Source organism: Thermostichus sp. MS-CIW-23 (assembly GCF_054059455.1).
This window is the reverse complement of sequence record NZ_JBSSCC010000029.1, coordinates 1-16092: the sequence shown is the minus strand read 5'-3', so window position 1 is coordinate 16092 and position 16092 is coordinate 1. Positions and strand designations below refer to the sequence as shown.

The window sequence follows — 16092 nt, the reverse complement described above, 5'->3', positions numbered from 1 at the left end:
CCTTCCATGTCCAGCAGTTCAGACTTCCCTCTCTCCCCTGGGAGAAGGGCTGGGGGTGAAGGCTCTATCATCTTCAATTCCCAGGGATCCCTTGCCGGCTTGTAGGGGAGTTTTGGATAGAGGAGACTGCATTTGCCAGCGCCACAGGATCCCGGCCACGATCAAGGTGGGCAAAACGATCATCACGACCACCACTGGCATTTGCTCCGGCAAGGCCAAGTAAGGGCCACCATACTTGATGGCTGTGCTGATCCCGGCAGCAGCCAGCATCAATTTTAGGGCAAACCAGACTGTTTTTCGATCCATGACTTACTTTTAATTCACGCTTTTAATTCACGATTGGCTAGGGTTGCTGACCATGGCAGTGAGAATGCCGGCAATGGTTTCCAGCTCCTCAGGTACCCGATACAGCGTTAAGTCTTGTTTGATCATCTGCTGATGGGCAAGAATTTGTCCGAACTGCCAGATAGACCCCATCGTCACTGCACCGTAGATCTGAGCCTGCTGCTCCACCTTCGCCAGGGCAATCATTTCTACAGCCATTTGCACAAAGGCTCGCGTTAGATCGTCCTTTTTGGCTTCAACCACCAGCAGGATGTTCTTCCCTCGCAACAGATAATCGAGGCTGCCCTTCAACCAATTGTTGACCATCAGGGGATACTCCAGCCGCAAAGGAACTCGACAATGGAGAGCCACTTCGGTCAGCACAGGAGCCACCAGCAATTCCCGCCGCGCTGTTTCGCTGGTGAGGCTAACCAAAGGTAACAATTGTCGGATCCGATCTTTCAGAACTGGGGTTTGAGGTGGAGCAGGGGCAACAGGCCATGTCCACTCCCCAATTTCCAGTCGATAGCCAAACTGAGCCAAGATTTCATCCGGCTCGTAGGGCATCTCAAAATAAGAGCGAAAAGTATAGGATTCGTCTTCTTTAAGAATGGAGATGTTCAGCATGGAGTTCAGGAGAAACCACGCTCAGTCTGGCACAGCTAGGGCTGCTTCAATCCGCTCTTTCAGGGTGGTCACCACTTCTTCAATGGGAATTTCCGTGGCTTGGCCGCTGGCCCGCTCGCTGAGTTCCACCTTGCCTTGTTTGAGGCTGCGCCCCGTGGTGAGGCGATAGGGGATCCCGATGAGATCTGCATCCTTGAACTTGACGCCGGCCCGCTCGTCCCGGTCATCCCAGAGGGTCTCGATGCCGGCAGCAGCGAGATCTTGCACCAGTTTTTCCGCCACGCTCATCTGCTCGGCGTCGGAGATGTTGGGCACCACCACCACCACATGATAGGGGGCAATGGCCACCGGCCAGATGATGCCACTGGCATCGTGGGATTGCTCCACCGCCGCCTGGGCCAAGCGGGATACCCCAATGCCATAACAGCCCATCCACAGGGGCTGCTCGGATCCCTGTTCGTCGGTAAAAGTGGCCCGCATCGGCAGCGAGAACTTGAGGCCTAGCTGAAAGATATGGCCGATCTCGATGCCACGGGCCGTTTCCAGAATCTGGTCGGGGTTGAGTACAGAACGATCCCCCGCTTGCGCTTTGCGCACATCCACCACTTCCGGCAGGGGATATTGCTCGCCCCAGTTGGCCCCCACCACGTGCCGCCCCACGTGGTTGCTGCCGGTTACGAAGTTCTGCAGCAGAGCTGCCGTCTGGTCGGCCAAGCGTAAGATCTGGGGGGCAAGGTTTTTCTGCGGGCCCAAACAGCTATCCGGCAAATCAGGAGCGATGTAGCCCACCGGGATGGGATCCCCCTGCCAACTGTTTTGGATCTCGGCATCCGCCAAGGTGAGCTTGAGCAGCTTGTTGGCTTGGTAGCGCTCTGCCAAGCGGCTGAGGTGGTTGGCCAGTTTGACCTCGTTGACTTCTTGATCCCCGCGGATGCTGAGCAGCACTGCCACCCGCAGGCCGTTGTCGTAAAGGGCTTGGTAGAGGACGTTTTTGACGATAAGGGTGGGGGAAATCTTCAGGAAATCGGCGAGCTTGTCAATGGTCTCCGTCCCCGGTGTATCCAACACCTGAAAAGATCCGTAGGGAGAATCTGCAGCCTGCGGCGGGATGGAGACAGCCTTTTCCACATTGGCAGCATAGGAGCCATCGGGCGTGTAGAGAATCTCATCTTCTCCGGCAGAGGCCAGCACCATAAACTCCTGCGAGGCCGCCGATGGCCCCCCGATCGCCCCGGCATCAGCATCCACCACGCGAAACTCCAGCCCACAGCGCCTGAGGATGCGGCTATAGGCTCGGTACATATCCTGGTAGGTCTGGCGCAGGCTTTCCTCGTTGGCATGGAAGGAGTAGGCGTCTTTCATGATGAACTCCCGCCCTCGCATCAGGCCAAAGCGGGGTCGAATCTCATCCCGGAACTTGGTCTGGATCTGGTAGAGCGTCTGCGGCAACTGGCGATAGGAGCGGATGAGATCCCGGGCCAGCAAGGTGATCACCTCCTCATGGGTGGGGCCTAGGGCCTGCTCACGTCCCTGGCGATCCTTAAGGGCAAACATGATCCCTTCCGCCTGGGTGTACACCTCCCAGCGGCCCGACTCCCGCCAGATCTCTGCCGGCTGCAGCTGGGGCAAAAGACACTCCTGAGCGCCGATGGCGTTCATCTCCTCCCGGACAATCTCCGAGATCTTTTGCAGCACCCGCCAGAGGAGCGGCAGATAGGTGTAGATCCCTGGGGAGAGCCGCCGGATAAAGCAGCCCCGCAGCAGCAATTTGTGGCTGGGCAGCTCGGCCTCAACGGGATCCTCCCGCAGCGTTACAAACAGCATCTGGCTCAGTCTCTGGCTCTGTTGCATCCATTCCCCCCTCTGAGGACTCCGTCCCGCTTACGCGATCAGCTCAAATTTTCCCTCCCTGTCTGGGATCCTCTGCCCGAGAACACAGGCCTGACCGGCAGGCCAACCTGAAGTGCCTTGATGAAGCTAGACAGAGGCCAGCGTCCGCCGCTTGGTGACCATCTGGTACACCTCGATGATGTCGCCTTCCTGCCAGGATTGGAACTTGTCGATGCCGATCCCACACTCGAAGCCCGCAGCCACTTCCCGCACATCGTCCTTGAAGCGCTTCAGGGAGTCTAGACGTCCCTCGTAAACTACCTCCCCTCTGCGGCGAACTCGCACCAGAGCATTGCGCTGCACCTTGCCCGAGAGCACATAGCTGCCGGCAACCGCACCGCGCCCGATGGGGATCACCAGGCGCACTTCCGCTTGGCCCAGCGGCTCCTCTACTTCTTCCGGCTCCAGCAAGCCCTCCATGGCCGCCCGCAGATCGTCCAGCAGGTTGTAGATGATGTCGTACTCCCGCACGTCCACACCCTTGTCATCGGCAGCCTGGCGGGCGCCGGGGGCCAGGGTGGTGTTGAAACCGAGGATGATGGCGTCGCTGGCCGCAGCCAAATCCACGTCGGTTTCCGTGATCTCGCCAGGAGCCGCCAGCAGAACCCGCAACTGGACTTCCTCTTGGGGCAAATCCCGCAGCGCTGTCTGAATGGCCTCGGCGGATCCCTGGACATCCGTCTTGATGATCAAGTTCAACTCCTTGAGCTGGCCTTCTTGGGCTTTGGCGGAAACGCTACCCAAGCTCACGCGACGAGACAGCAGCGCCTGTTGTAGACGGGTTTGCCGCAGCACCTCCGCCCGCTCTTGGGCAATGCGACGGGCCTCTTTTTCGTCGGTGTAAACCTGGAACTCATCGCCGGCTGCCGGGACTTCATCCAGGCCTAGCAGTTGTACCGCCGAAGAGGGCCCGGCTTCTTGCAACCGCTGGCCGCGGTCGTCCATCATCGCCTTGACCCGACCCAGAACGGCCCCGGCCACCAGGGTATCCCCCACCCGCAGGGTGCCGTTTTGCACCAACAAAGTGGCCACTGGCCCGCGGGCTTTGTCCAAGTGGGCCTCGATCACCGTGCCGCGAGCGGGACGATTGGGGTTGGCCTGCAGCTCCGCCACATCGGCCACCAATAGGATCATCTCCAGCAGAGCATCCAGGTTACGGCGGGTGAGAGCGCTCACCTCCACCATGGGCGTGTCGCCACCCCACTCCTCTGGCAATAGGCCGTGCTCCGCCAACTGCTGCTTGATGCGCTCTGGCTGGCTGCCGGGTTTGTCGATCTTGTTAATGGCCACGATGATCGGCACCTGAGCCGCCCGCGCATGGCTGATCGCTTCCAGAGTTTGCGGTTGTACCCCATCGTCGGCGGCCACCACCAAAACCGCAATGTCGGTGACGCGGGCTCCTCGGGCGCGCATGGCGGTAAAAGCCTGGTGGCCGGGAGTATCCAGGAAAACAATGCGCCGCTTCTGGCCTTCAAAGTCCACATCCACATGGTAGGCACCGATGCGCTGGGTGATCCCGCCAGCCTCTCCCTGCGCCACTTTGGTGTCGCGGATGGCATCGAGGAGAGTGGTTTTGCCGTGGTCCACGTGGCCCATGATGGTTACCACCGGCGGACGCGAGACCAGATGGTCGATGTCCTCCACGTCCAGCATTTCGGTTTTTTTAGCCTCGGGTTCTGCCTTGGGCCGGCGAATCTCGTAGCCCAACTCTTTGGCCACCGACTCGGCCAGCGACTCATCCAAGACCTGGTTGATGGTCACCATCACCCCCTTGAAAAAGAGGGTTTTGATGATCTCAGTTTCGGCCACGCGCAGGCGATGGGCCAATTCCTGAACGGTGAGGCTGCCATCCAAGAGCAACACCTTCTCTTCGGGCAAGGGCTCTGTCCCGCTAGCGCGATCGGCAGAACCAGCCTCAGCGGAGGTAGGTTGCTGCTGCAAACGGGCAGCAGGGCGGGGGCGGGCAGGGGGAGCAGCCGTTGCCGCGGGTGGGCGATAGGAAGGAGGCTTGGCGGTGGGGCGAGCCAAGGGCTTGAGGGCGTTTAGCTCAGCCTGCTTGACCGCTGAAATGATGGTCATGGGATCCAAATCCAAACCATCTCCATCTCCTTCCCCCCGTCTCCGACTGCGTTTGCGTTTGGCTTGGACGCGGGCAGCCCGCCGACTGAGAGCTTGTAGCTCGTCGTCCTCTTCTTCTTCCGTTTTGCGCTTGACCTTGGGTGGGGTAGGTCTTACGGGAGCCTCCGCCAACACTGGGCTGGGACGTTCCCCAGGGATCCTCTCTGGCAAGGGAGAGGCGGCATCTGGCTCAGGGGGAGCCGGCTTGGCCACAGGACGGGTAGGGGGCCCCACCAATTCCATCCGCCGCTGCGGACGAGGAGCTTCACCGACTTTGCTGCTGCTGACACTGTCTTCTTTGGTTGCCGGGGAGCGCGTGCCAGGGCGAACGGGTGCGCTCACCAGTTGTGGACGGGGGCGCTGCGCAGGTGGAGGAGAAGGAGCTTTTTCTTCCGCAGGCTGAGGAACGCGGGCGTGGCTGGGGGATGGTGCTTCTGAGGGGCTGGGGCGACTGGGCTCGGGAGCTTTTTGCGGCGGTTCAGGCCGCTCTGCCGGCGGTTTTGTCCCGGAGGTAGCTCGTTGAGGGGGCGAGAGTACGATTGGGCGCTTGGCCACAGGACTGGGCTCCGAGCCGCTGGCTTTGGCCGCGGCAGACTCAGAGGGAGTGGGAGGGGTTGCCGGTTGAGAAACAGTCTCCGGCTTTTGGGTGGCCTCAGACGAGCGGACAAGAGGGGTAACCTGCCGCCGCGGTGGGCCTATGAGCTGAGCACCACCAGCCGATCCCTTTTCGGGGGAGACTCGCTCAGGTCGAGACAGCGAGGGCTTGGCAGCCGGCGGAGTTTCAGCCGTCTTGGCCTCGCCAACTGGGGCTTGCTGCTGAACGGGCGTGGGCCGACGAATGCCGACGATCGCGCTAGCGGTGCCGGGAACTTTCTGCTGAGGGCGCTCACCGACTTTAGCTTCAGCAGGAGGCTCCGGCGGCAGGCTTTCAGATGGGGGTTTGGGCCGGGGTCGAGGAGGTTTCACAATGTGGGGGGCGCCCAGCTTGCTGCGCACCAACTCAGCCTGCTCCGGAGAAATGGTGCTGCTGTGGGTTTTGAAAGGGATCCCCAGTTGCTCACAAATCTCCAGCACCTCCCGACTGTCACGCCCCATCTCACGGGCAATATCATAAATTCGAACTTTATCGGTCATTCGTCTGCTAGCCTCTGCTCCTTTACTTCTCGTCAGTTTTACTATCCAAACTAAATGGGAACCAAGTTATTGGGTTGAGCCGAACCTTTCAGGCTTGCGGGGGCTTCCTCCGGCGCATCGAGAGCAGCTTGGCGATCCTCTAGAGATCCGGCCTGAAGGGAACCCAGGTCTGAAGCTGCTCTGGCAACATCCACAGGGGACATCCAGTAAAGCAACCGAGGAAGAACGAGCAAATGTCAACAGCGCCTCCAGAATAACCTCTCTGCAGTTCATCCCACTTGGCCTCAGTTTTCCAGCCAACTCCCATTCTGACAGTTGAGAGGGGCTGCCGTGTGGTTCGCAACTTAGCGAACCTGAAGAGGCGCTTTGAATATCTTACCTACATTGGGAATACCTCTAAGGCTCAGGCTTTTGGAGGAGATGCCCCTGGCAATCCTGCTCAAGAGAATCCAACAGCCGTTGAAACAACGAGTCAGGCACAGGTGCCTTGAGGGCTCGGTTTATCTGTTGCTTGCGCCGGGCTGCTTGCAGACATTCCAGCCGCCGACAGACATAGGCAGAACGCCCCATACCCTCATCCAAAAGCACTTGGTGGGAATCAAATTGCCTGACCAGCCGCCACAGTTGTGAGCGAGGAAACAACTGGCGACAGCCTACACAACGACGCAGCGGATCGGCACCCGGCAAAAGACTCTATCCTGCTGATACACTACAAGCAAGCTCTATCCAGCCTACTCCAAATCTGGCGCCTGCGATCGCAGAAACTCAAAGAAATACTCCACCAACTGGGGATCCCGCCACCCTCTGGCTGTTTCTTCCCGCAAAATGTCTATAGCCTCTTGAGCAGTGAAAGCTCGCTTGTAAGGTCGCTCCGAGGTGAGGGCGTCGTAGATGTCGATGATCTGGAAGATGCGGGCCACCAGGGGGATCTCTTCCCCCTTGAGGCCGTCGGGATAACCGCTGCCATCCCAACGCTCGTGGTGGTGGCGGATGAGGGGCAACACCTCTTTCATGGTGCGCAGTGGGCGGCAGATTTGCTCCCCGATCAAGACATGGGATTTCATCACCTCCCACTCTTCCGGCGTATGCTTGCCTGTTTTACCCAAAATGGCATCGGGTATGCCCACTTTGCCGATGTCGTGCAGGTAACCTCCCCACATCAGCACCTTGATCAGGGGACGGGGCAGATGCAAAAACTCGCCGAAGCTCTTGGCCATTTGTGCCAGGCGCTCACAGTGATCCCCGGTGGTGGGATCCCGGCTTTCCACACTGCGGGCAATGGCGAACAGAACCTGAGCAGCATGATCCAAGTCTTCATTGAGGTGCTTTTGGCGAACGAGGGAACGCACCCGCGCCAACAATTCCGACTCGTCAAAGGGCTTGCTCAAGAAATCATCTGCCCCAGCTTCAATACCGCGCACGCGATTTTTGCGATCGCTGGCCGCTGTAACCAATACCACCGGGATCAAACGCGTCTCGTCATTGGCTTTGATGCGTCGACAGACCTCGAACCCATCTAACCCCGGCATCATGACATCCAGCAAGATCAGATCCGGCTGGAAGGTTTTCAACATTTGCAGGGCTTGATTGCCGCTTTCGGCCTCGCTGACCCGATAGCCAATGCTCTGCAGCAGATCCCCCAGCAGCAGGCGGCTGTTGGGCTGATCATCGACGATCAAAAGATGACCGATCTCTGTCTCATCCGCCTCATCCGCAGAAGGTGTGACAGGGATCCCAACTGTCACGGGCATCTTGGGCATCTCGAGTTTGGCGAGTTGGGCACAGGAAAAGCTGGTCACTGCAGGATCCCAGTAGCAACACCTCTACGGTAATCCCATCAGAGAAAAAAGAGCATCAGGCTTTACACTGAGCTGCTCTAAGAAAGGGAAGGGGTTTTTCCCACCAATCCAGAACTTTGTGAGCACTTGTACAGAGCCTAGATATCCTGGAAGCCTCTTTCTGTTTAGTCTGATACAGATGCTCCGGAGAGTGGATGCCCCAGTCAACTCCCCAGGCTCCTACGTCAGCTTGCCAGTTGAGTGTCGGGCCCGGTATTTGGCCCCCGGAGTACCGGAGAGTGCTGGGTTCTCTATGAATGCAAAATGAATGCAAAGGCCGAGAATTACGGCCCATCAAGAAATTAAGGGGCACAGCAGCAACACTTCTCTGGGAGAGGGGCTGGGGCTGATGGTCTGTTGAGAACGGGCTTGGAGTGGATGCACCTGAACTGGATGGATCCAATCCTAACTTGGGACTCTCGAATCGATTACTTGTTGAGAAAGTCCCCCAGATTGAGGATGGTGTTTTGCTCGCTGACGATGGCTTGGATGTCGTCGGGCAAGTTGCGGACATACTCGAGCTGGATGACGTTCGGGTTGCTGCGCAGCGCTTCCCCTTTGAGGGCGATGGCTTGGGCCTCACCGCTGGCTTTGACAATCATTCGTTGTTTGATGAGTTGAGCCTGCTCTACGCGAAACACTTCTCTTTGCTTCTCTTGCTCGGCAATTTGTTTGGCTTCGATGGCCGACTGAAACTCTTTGGAAAATTCCACATTGCGCAAGAGCAAGCTCTGCAGCACCAGCCCTTCTGGCTGCATTAGGCGAGAGAGCTCAGCGGCAATTTGTTCTTGGATTTCAGCTCGTTGCTCAGAATAAACGCCAATGGCCGAATAGCGGGCGATAACATTGCGCACCACGGCTTGGGAGGCGGGGCGAATAATTTTGTTCAGGTAATCGGGGCCTACATTGCGATGGATTTCGGGAACCCGATCCGGATCCAGGCGATAGCGCACCGAGACATCCAGATCCACCCGTTGCCCATCGGCAGTGAGAGCGGTGAGGGTATCGTCGGCTTTGACGCTGCGCTCTTCACTTCGGCTGGTCATGTTGTAGGTTTGGGTGCGCACATCGTAAAGGGTGGGGAACTGCAGCACCGGAATCAGCAGATGGATCCCCTCGCGGCGGGGAGTCATTTCCACTCCCGTGAGGCGGTTGAAGATGACGGCTTCGTAGCCGGGTTGGACAACCAGCAGACAACGGGGCAGGAGGGTCAGCAGCGCCAAAAGCAGGCCCAGCAGAGGCAGAAAGCGCGAAGTCTTGCGGTCAAGACTAAATGGTCTAGGGCGTCGCATGCGCATGGGCAAGGGCTCCGGGATCCAAGAGCTTTTTTATCTTAAGGGGTGTGCTGGCTAGCTCAGCACCCAGCGCTGCAGGGCAATGCCCAGCAGCAGGCCAAGGCCGCCGAAGCGTACCACCTGCCAAAAGGTAGCGGGGACAGGATTAAACACCTCTAGCACATAAGCCTGCAGGCGTTGCTCCAGTTGACTGGCTTCAGCTTGGATTTCGGCCCATTGTTCAGGGGAAAGCTGGGCTATGCGCTCCAATTCTCTGAGGTCGGCAAGACGAGCCTGGAGACTCTGGAGTTTTTCCTGCAGAGCCTCGAGAGGATCAAAGGGATCGGGATTGGCCGTCACGGCTGGGCTTTTGTGGGGGGGTAGGCTTGGGGAGAACGGGATCCGGCAAATCCGGTTTGGATCTCGTTGAAGGGTTTGGCTTTGATCAGCCCTGGGGGAACGGGATCCAACTTGAAGAGGGCGCGAATAGCGTTTTCCACCTCGGTGATGGGGCGGTTGCCGACGGATTGATAGACGATATTTCCCTCTGGGTCGAAGAGGAGGGTTTGAGGCACTTGTCCGGTGTAGTATTGGCCGCGCTCGTCGCCGGGCAGGAGGGAATCGACGGAATAGGGGATGAAATAGACCCCCAGCCCGTAGCGAACCTGCAGGTTGGCAATGGTGGCGGCGTATTTTTTGCAATCGCTACTGTCATCGATGTAATACACGAGGAGGGCCGGGATCCCTTGCTCTTTCGCCTGCTTCAAGGAAACGCGGGGGGGGATCATGCCGCCATTGGCCCCGTAGAGGGCAAAGATGTTGCCATCGTAACGGTCGTCGTTGAGCAGGGCGCTGGCGGGAGGGGAAAACCAACCTGTCAAAGCGATGAGCAGAGCCACCAGGAAGATACGAAGCAACAGCATGATCTCATCCTCTTCTGAGAAGGGATCCTCGGCGATCCATCTTTAGAAGTAGGGAACACCCTCATTGTGCCATCTTGCGCTGTCGCTGCGTCGTTGCCGTTCAACACTGACGCAACCAAGAGCAGCTACAGCCTCAAGCAGCAAAATGAATGCGCAGGTAGTCTTCTTCCATCTTGGCGCGGGCCGGGGTCATGGCCGCTAAAGTCTGGGGCAGAACCAAGTTGCGGCGGTGGTTGCCGATGCGGATGTTCAGCTCATCCCCGGTTTTGGTCAATTCCACCTGCTCTTTCGGGATCCCGGGCAAGTAAAGATCCAGCCGGTACTGGCCGTTGTCGGTTACCACATTCAGGGTTTGCTCGGCATAGAGCACGTCCGCCGGGTTGCGATCCCCCCAGAGGTCTTTTTTCAGGCGGGCTAGGGCGTCCCATCCCACCAACTCCTCGGAGTACAGCGGGATCTCGAAGACCGGCAGGGGGGCAAAGTTTTCGTGGATTTCCTGGCGATATTTCTGTTGGGCTGCCTTCCAGGCGGCAAAGTAGGGATCCACCACTCCATCGGGCAAGATGCGGTTGGCAATCACCAAATCGGTGGCCACCCCGTAAAGGCTGAGGTAGGCGTGGGCCCGCAGCGATTCTTTGATCACCATCTTTTCGGGGTTAGTGACCAGCCGCACTGAGGTGATGCGGTTGTTGGTGAGGATGCGCTCCAGCCGCTCAATCTTCTGATAGAACTCATAAGGAGCATCCAGCACCTGGTCATTCGGCAGCGGGATCCCGGTCAGCCCCTTCACAATCGGCTCGGCAATAGGACGCAGCATTTGCGCCAGCCCCTGCAGGGGTTTGTAGAACCTGCGCATGTACCAGCCAGAAACATCCGGCAGGCTCAAGAGGCGCAGGGCCGTGCCTGTAGGGGCCGAGTCGATGATCAACACATCGAACTTGCCTTCGTCGTAATGGCGATTCACCCGCACTAGGGCAAAGATCTCATCCATCCCTGGCAAAATCGCCAGCTCCTGTGCCTGCACCCCATCTAGCCCTCGCGCCTGCAACACCTGGGTAATGTAGGTTTTGACGGATCCCCAATTCAGCTCCAGTTCGTTGAGGGCGTCCAGCTCCGCCCCCCAAAGGTTAGGTTTGACCTCGACCGGCTCATGGCCCAAGGGCTGATCGAAGCTATCGGCCAAAGAGTGGGCCGGATCTGTGCTCAGCACCAAAGTTTTCAGGCCAATCTCGGCACAACGCCAGCCGGTCGCCGCCGCCATCGAGGTTTTGCCGACTCCACCCTTGCCGGTCATGAGGATGATGCGTTGCATGAGAGTGCCATTTACATTCTTTTACATCCCTAGCCTAACCGATTTGCTGTGCTGATACATTCACGCTGAACTCTCCTGAACATGGTTCAGGAAAGAAGCGATCGCATCCTGCCTATCTCTGAGCAGGAAGGCGGTATCCCGCAAAGCCCTGAGGAATACCCCCCGAGCGCTTTCCCCCTTCACTTCCCGGCAACCGTTGCGGTGGACTCAAGGATCAGGGGGAAACTTGGTCTACTATATCCCTCTCAATGACTTTTGCCAAACCGCCTAAAGCTCAGTAAATTCAGCAAAGTTCAGGGTTTTGGGGGTTAGAGGCATGCTCTTCGAGAGGCAGCCAAGGGGCTGAGGTGCAGCCAGCGGGTAAACTATTCATTTGATTACCAAATGATTGCCAAAAAGCTGATGGCAATCATGGCCAAGAAGTCAAGCCTGTTGCAGGCATGTGGGAGGTATGTGATGATCTGTCGCTGGCGGAGTGTGTTGCTGGTTGCCATCCTGACATTGGGGCTGTGGCTGGGATCCCTTTCTGTGCAAGCGGCTGCTGGCCTGCCCCGAGAGCTGCAACAACTGGAGCAACAGGTAGAGCGGCTGCAAAGCCTGGTGGAGGCGGAGGACTGGTTGGAGATCCGCTCCTACATCCACGGGCCGATGGGACTCACTCGTAAGACCTTGACCGGCCTGGCGGCTACCCTGCCAGATAAACAAAAGCGGGAAGTGCTGCGCCTGGCTAAGGAGATGGGCCGCAGCTTAGAACAACTAGACTTTGCCGCCAAAGCCTATGACCAACCCGAGGTGGAGGCAGCCCAGGCCAAGGTGAAAAAGACCTTGCAGGCGCTGGAGGCTGTGTTTTCCTAGTGAGGATCCCTTCTCTCTTTGGCGACTTTGGCGATATGGTGGTTTCAAGTTAGGGTGAGACGCCTAGGCCACTGATCGCGCCAGCGGGACGGAGTCCTTGAAAAGCCTTCTGGCCCTGCGCATTCAAGGTTTTGGGTGCGGATGCAGGGCCCTAGTTTGAATCGAAAACGCAGTCATTTCAAGTAGTGTAGTCATTTTTTAAGCAGGTAATGAAACATTTCTGTCGCATTGGTCTCTAACTCCCCTCTCCCTCTGGGAGAGGAGCTGGGGGTGGTCGCGGCAGCGGCGCGGAGCGTTTGGGGAGTGTCTCAATCTAGTTTGAAATGACTGTAATTTACAAACAGGCTGTAACGGCTGCTACTTACAGCGGATGTTGCATCAGCCAGAAGCCGGCGAAAGACTGGGCCCTGAGATCGGTTTGAATGGCAAGAAAGTGGAGCCCCTGGGCCTGCTGCTGGCGCTGGGCAAAGACTTCTGCCTCTGTTCGCAGTGTTTCATCTCTCAATTGTGCAAACAGATAACAATCGTTGAGGCCCGCCTCGAGCAGTAGCCGTCCGTCTGCCACACTCAAGTAGGCGGGTTCCATACCGCTCATCCAGGCTGCCATCGGCAAAGCCCGCTGCGAGGTAATCACCAAGCCGGGAATGAGGGTGCTCCGCACCACTGGTGCCAATGTGTCGGGCGTCAAAGTGTCCCAGGCAACCGGAAAAAGCTCGCCAAATTCTATCGGCCAGGCGTCGGCTTCCCGCAGATCCTCAGCTCGCAAGGTCACGAAGGCCCATCGTTCTCCCTGCAACTTGTCCGGCAGACGGATGGGATCCGGCGGATCCGGATCCACAGGAGGTTCGGGGCTGTAGGTAAACTGAGTCTCTTGAGGGTAAACCTGCTCTGCCCGTTCTCGCATCCAAGCTTTGAGGGTGTAAACGCGACGACTGGGCAGCATCGGGATCCCAACCGCATCGCAGGCCCGTTGCAGGATGGAACTCATGCGGGCTCGAAACACACGAATGGCCGAGGGAGGCTGGGGAGCCGCTTCGAGGTAGCTCCGCAACTGTCGTGCCACCCAGGTGCTATTCACCTCTTGGTTACTGCAATACTGCGCTTGGCGAAACCGGCCGGTGGGATCGCATACCAACAGCTCCCAAACCCTTCGGTTCTGCTCATCCCGCAGGGGGACGGCGTTGAAATCCATCTGCCAGATAGGGCCGCGCGCGGGGCCAGAACGCAGGGGTTGAGTGGCCAAAGGTTCCTCCTGTTTGCACTACATGCCACTTGAGCGGGCCGGGGATCGTTCGCGCGAGCGGTGGGAAGCACTGTCCCCGACCAAGGCCAACTCCCGCTCCCCAAAAATGGCGGAAGCGTTGCGGTAGTACTTAAACTCCAGCAGGTTGTAGAAGGGATCCTGCAAAAAGAAGGTGCCGTGTTCCAAGGGGGTGTCAACAAAGCGCCAACGCGGCTCCTGATAAAAGGGCAAGGCTCGCTCCAGGGCACGGTCGGCCAGCGCCTGCCAATCCCCTTGGGTAGGGAAGATCAGGCCAAAATGACGAGGGTAGATGCCCCGCTGGGGCGTCAGCTCTTCGTGGGTGAGGTGGGCCACCAGTTGATGGCCGTACAGGTTAAAAATAACGGCAGCAGAGGTTTCTCGACCGATCTCACAGCCCAAGCCATCGCCGTAGTAGGCCTTGGCCAAGGCAATATCGGCAACTGGAAAGGCCAGATGAAAGCGGATGGGTTCCATAACGTCGCTCCTAAAAAGCCACCAAAAGTGCCCCACCAGCCAACATCAGAGCCAGCACCCCGAGCTGTGGGGCTTTTCCCCGGCTAATGGGATCCCCGCTCTTTTCAAGGTAGGCGATCTTAGAGCTGCTGCAAGGTGGGATCCCTTCCCGAGCCCGAGATAGACTATACGCCTTTGCGCAGGAGTGCCAACTGCTCGGATGCTATAACACTAGCTGGGGTGTTACCCCCGTGGCCCAGTCTGCAACAGACAACTCGGTGTGTTGAGAGCGTTGAAGAAAGGAAAGGGCAATCTTGGCTATGACCAGCATCTGGATTGAGCAGCGCCGCCGCGAGGATGAATCTCGCAACTTTTTTTGGATGGTGGCGCTGTCGCTGCTGCTGCACGTGCTGGTGCTGCTGGGATTGCTCCACTTGGGGCGGCTTTGGCTCACTCGCGAGCCAGAACAAGAAGCCATTGAGTTTATCCTTCTGGATCCAGAAGATCTGCAGCCCCCAGAGGAAGCAGATCTGGTTTCAGAAGTTGATTCCCGCGATGGGGGTGAGCGGGTAGAAGCCCCTCCGTCTCAAGGCAGTCCACCTCAATCTCAGGCCGCCCCTCCCCAGGAGGCCCCTGCTCCTCCTCCGCCAAGACCCCAACCACCGCCACCACAGCAGCCTGCCCCTGTTCCACCACCACCTGCCCCGGCTGCAGTTGCCCTGGCAACCCCAACTCCAACCCCTCCACCCAAGCCCACGCCTACCCCAACCCCCGCTCCCCCTCAGCCCACCGCGACCCCGACTGCGGCACCGCCCCCTCCCACGCCTGTCCCCAGACCTACTCCGACCCAAACTCCACCGCCTGTGGCGGCTGCTCCCTCCCCAAGGCCCACTCCCCCGCCAACTGCGGAGCCCTTGCCCATACAGCCAAGCGAGCGGGTTTCGGATCCCAGCCAATTGGCTCCCGTTCCGCCCGCTCCGCAACCGGTGACAGAGGTTCTTCCCGCCCAGCGGCCCTCTGATTCTTCCCAGTTGGGACCTCCGGTCAGTGCTTCTGCTCCCAGCAATGGGGCCGGGATCCAGGGCAGTGGAGCTAGTGGATTGGCCAACCCCACCCAATCCGCTCCCAATCCCCCCAGTGTGGCAGCGCGGGCCGATGTGGATTGGGGCCCCTGGCTGGCCGCTTTGCAGCGGAAAGTGGAGCAAAATTGGATACCTGGGCAGACCGGTACCTCGCGCCGCACAGTGGTGATCTTTACAGTGGGTCGAGCTGGCGATCTGCAGAGCATTCGCCTGGGGCGCACGTCCGGCAGCCAACAAACAGACGATGCAGCGCTGACGGCTATCCAGAGGGCAGCTCCCTTCCTGCCGCTGCCTGAGGCTTACGAGGGCAACTCGGTGACAATTAATTTCACCTTTGATATCAACGTGCTGGGCCAGTTGACTGTAGGGGGATCCGCCAAGTAAACTACCCGACCCTGACTGCTTCGCGGTACAGAGTAGGCTTTTAGTAGCCCTGCAGTTAGTAAACTAACCACGGACCTCTGGGATGGTTTACGACACCCCCAATCGACCGTTACCAGTGCCTTAAACAACCGTTTCTGGTGTCCGCAGTATTATTATTATATCACAAGGCAAGTGAAGTTGTGTATTCCTCCCGATACTGACTTAATCTGCGCTGGTGCTGCTTTAACCTCCTTTCGCTGCGTCTGAGAAACTTTGGACACTCTACAGAGTTGCCGTTCTGGTCGGTGTAGAAAGCCTTCCAGCCCAAGTCAATGCCAATAACATTGCCTGTGTATTCTCCCTGCTCCTTGCGCTCCACATCCAAGCAGAACTGGGCATAGTACCCATCTGCCCTGCGTATCACCCGCACCCGATTGATTTTGGAGTTTAGGATATGGTGTCTTGCCTCACCATTGCAGTACAAGGCGAATGTTCCTGCGTTGAAGCCGTCGGTGAACGTGATGGACATGCCGTCAGGAGATACAGCCTTTTAATTTAAAATAGGGTACAGGTATTCAAGAGGAAGGAGAGAAAGGAATGCCGACTCATTCTTTGGATTTGCGGCAAAGAGTTGT

Annotated in this window: 14 protein-coding genes and 1 pseudogene; 2 read left to right on the top strand and 13 right to left on the bottom strand. The window is 58.2% G+C overall.

Annotated elements, in window-relative coordinates; all coding sequences use genetic code 11:
* Positions 1 to 18: 18 nt before the first annotated feature.
* The 10 genes from ACVW0B_RS10535 to ACVW0B_RS10490 all read right to left on the bottom strand — a co-directional run bounded on the left by ACVW0B_RS10535 (position 19) and on the right by ACVW0B_RS10490 (position 11440).
* Positions 19 to 306 (bottom strand): hypothetical protein, encoded by a 288-nt coding sequence (locus ACVW0B_RS10535; protein WP_457491634.1) that lies wholly within the window; start codon positions 304 to 306, stop codon positions 19 to 21.
* A gap of 27 nt (positions 307 to 333) precedes the next feature.
* A complete protein-coding gene (locus ACVW0B_RS10530; protein ID WP_457491633.1) occupies positions 334 to 951 on the bottom strand; it encodes a hypothetical protein in 618 nt (205 codons plus the stop codon).
* A 21-nt stretch (positions 952 to 972) separates the two neighbouring features.
* Complete coding sequence (locus ACVW0B_RS10525; RefSeq protein ID WP_457491632.1) at positions 973 to 2802, bottom strand: proline--tRNA ligase; 1830 nt, start codon at positions 2800 to 2802, stop codon at positions 973 to 975.
* 126 nt (positions 2803 to 2928) lie between these two features.
* Positions 2929 to 6093 (bottom strand): translation initiation factor IF-2, encoded by a 3165-nt coding sequence (gene infB, locus ACVW0B_RS10520; protein ID WP_457491631.1) that lies wholly within the window; start codon positions 6091 to 6093, stop codon positions 2929 to 2931.
* Between the two features lie 396 nt (positions 6094 to 6489).
* The gene (locus tag ACVW0B_RS10515) at positions 6490 to 6780 is read right to left on the bottom strand and encodes a YlxR family protein (RefSeq protein ID WP_457491630.1); all 291 of its coding nucleotides are present in this window, start codon (positions 6778 to 6780) and stop codon (positions 6490 to 6492) included.
* A 44-nt stretch (positions 6781 to 6824) separates the two neighbouring features.
* Entirely contained in the window at positions 6825 to 7844 is a 1020-nt protein-coding gene (locus ACVW0B_RS10510; RefSeq protein ID WP_457491629.1) for an HD domain-containing phosphohydrolase, read from the bottom strand.
* Between the two features lie 515 nt (positions 7845 to 8359).
* Positions 8360 to 9229, bottom strand: coding sequence for a prohibitin family protein (locus ACVW0B_RS10505; RefSeq protein WP_148202707.1), 870 nt, complete (start codon positions 9227 to 9229; stop codon positions 8360 to 8362).
* Positions 9230 to 9280: 51 nt separating this feature from the next.
* A complete protein-coding gene (locus tag ACVW0B_RS10500) occupies positions 9281 to 9565 on the bottom strand; it encodes a hypothetical protein (protein ID WP_041436379.1) in 285 nt (94 codons plus the stop codon).
* Positions 9562 to 10128 carry a thylakoid membrane photosystem I accumulation factor gene (locus ACVW0B_RS10495; RefSeq protein WP_011432764.1) on the bottom strand — a complete coding sequence of 189 codons (567 nt, stop codon included), beginning with the start codon at positions 10126 to 10128 and terminating at the stop codon, positions 9562 to 9564. Before ACVW0B_RS10495 ends, ACVW0B_RS10500 begins: the two co-directional genes overlap by 4 nt.
* Positions 10129 to 10261: 133 nt before the next feature.
* Positions 10262 to 11440 (bottom strand): TRC40/GET3/ArsA family transport-energizing ATPase, encoded by a 1179-nt coding sequence (locus ACVW0B_RS10490; RefSeq protein ID WP_414332153.1) that lies wholly within the window; start codon positions 11438 to 11440, stop codon positions 10262 to 10264.
* A gap of 411 nt (positions 11441 to 11851) precedes the next feature.
* Here ACVW0B_RS10490 and psbQ point away from each other — a divergent pair, with 411 nt between their 5' ends.
* Entirely contained in the window at positions 11852 to 12295 is a 444-nt protein-coding gene (gene psbQ / locus ACVW0B_RS10485; RefSeq protein ID WP_414349863.1) for a photosystem II protein PsbQ, read from the top strand.
* A gap of 361 nt (positions 12296 to 12656) precedes the next feature.
* Here psbQ and ACVW0B_RS10480 read toward each other — a convergent pair whose 3' ends face one another.
* A complete protein-coding gene (locus tag ACVW0B_RS10480; RefSeq protein ID WP_011432767.1) occupies positions 12657 to 13538 on the bottom strand; it encodes a Tab2/Atab2 family RNA-binding protein in 882 nt (293 codons plus the stop codon).
* 18 nt (positions 13539 to 13556) lie between these two features.
* Positions 13557 to 14033 (bottom strand): VOC family protein, encoded by a 477-nt coding sequence (locus ACVW0B_RS10475; RefSeq protein WP_457491628.1) that lies wholly within the window; start codon positions 14031 to 14033, stop codon positions 13557 to 13559.
* Between the two features lie 299 nt (positions 14034 to 14332).
* Here ACVW0B_RS10475 and ACVW0B_RS10470 point away from each other — a divergent pair, with 299 nt between their 5' ends.
* Positions 14333 to 15478: an energy transducer TonB gene (locus ACVW0B_RS10470; RefSeq protein WP_457491627.1), complete on the top strand. Its 1146-nt coding sequence runs from the start codon at positions 14333 to 14335 to the stop codon at positions 15476 to 15478.
* A gap of 196 nt (positions 15479 to 15674) precedes the next feature.
* On the opposite strand, the pseudogene ACVW0B_RS10465 reads toward ACVW0B_RS10470, so the two are convergent.
* Positions 15675 to 16001, bottom strand: a pseudogene (locus ACVW0B_RS10465) (RNA-guided endonuclease TnpB family protein); the annotation flags it as partial.
* Positions 16002 to 16092 lie beyond the last annotated feature (91 nt).

Bases quoted from the DNA above. Each gene is read 5' to 3' on its own strand.
- ACVW0B_RS10530 (WP_457491633.1), bottom strand. From the start codon at position 951: ATGCTGAACATCTCCATTCTTAAAGAAGACGAATCCTATACTTTTCGC.
- ACVW0B_RS10495 (WP_011432764.1), bottom strand. From the start codon at position 10,128: ATGCTGTTGCTTCGTATCTTCCTGGTGGCTCTGCTCATCGCTTTGACA.
- ACVW0B_RS10475 (WP_457491628.1), bottom strand. From the start codon at position 14,033: ATGGAACCCATCCGCTTTCATCTGGCCTTTCCAGTTGCCGATATTGCC.
- ACVW0B_RS10525 (WP_457491632.1), bottom strand. From the start codon at position 2,802: ATGCAACAGAGCCAGAGACTGAGCCAGATGCTGTTTGTAACGCTGCGG.
- ACVW0B_RS10490 (WP_414332153.1), bottom strand. From the start codon at position 11,440: ATGCAACGCATCATCCTCATGACCGGCAAGGGTGGAGTCGGCAAAACC.
- ACVW0B_RS10470 (WP_457491627.1), top strand. From the start codon at position 14,333: ATGACCAGCATCTGGATTGAGCAGCGCCGCCGCGAGGATGAATCTCGC.
- infB (WP_457491631.1), bottom strand. From the start codon at position 6,093: ATGACCGATAAAGTTCGAATTTATGATATTGCCCGTGAGATGGGGCGT.
- psbQ (WP_414349863.1), top strand. From the start codon at position 11,852: ATGGCCAAGAAGTCAAGCCTGTTGCAGGCATGTGGGAGGTATGTGATG.
- ACVW0B_RS10535 (WP_457491634.1), bottom strand. From the start codon at position 306: ATGGATCGAAAAACAGTCTGGTTTGCCCTAAAATTGATGCTGGCTGCT.
- ACVW0B_RS10505 (WP_148202707.1), bottom strand. From the start codon at position 9,229: ATGCGCATGCGACGCCCTAGACCATTTAGTCTTGACCGCAAGACTTCG.
- ACVW0B_RS10510 (WP_457491629.1), bottom strand. From the start codon at position 7,844: ATGCCCGTGACAGTTGGGATCCCTGTCACACCTTCTGCGGATGAGGCG.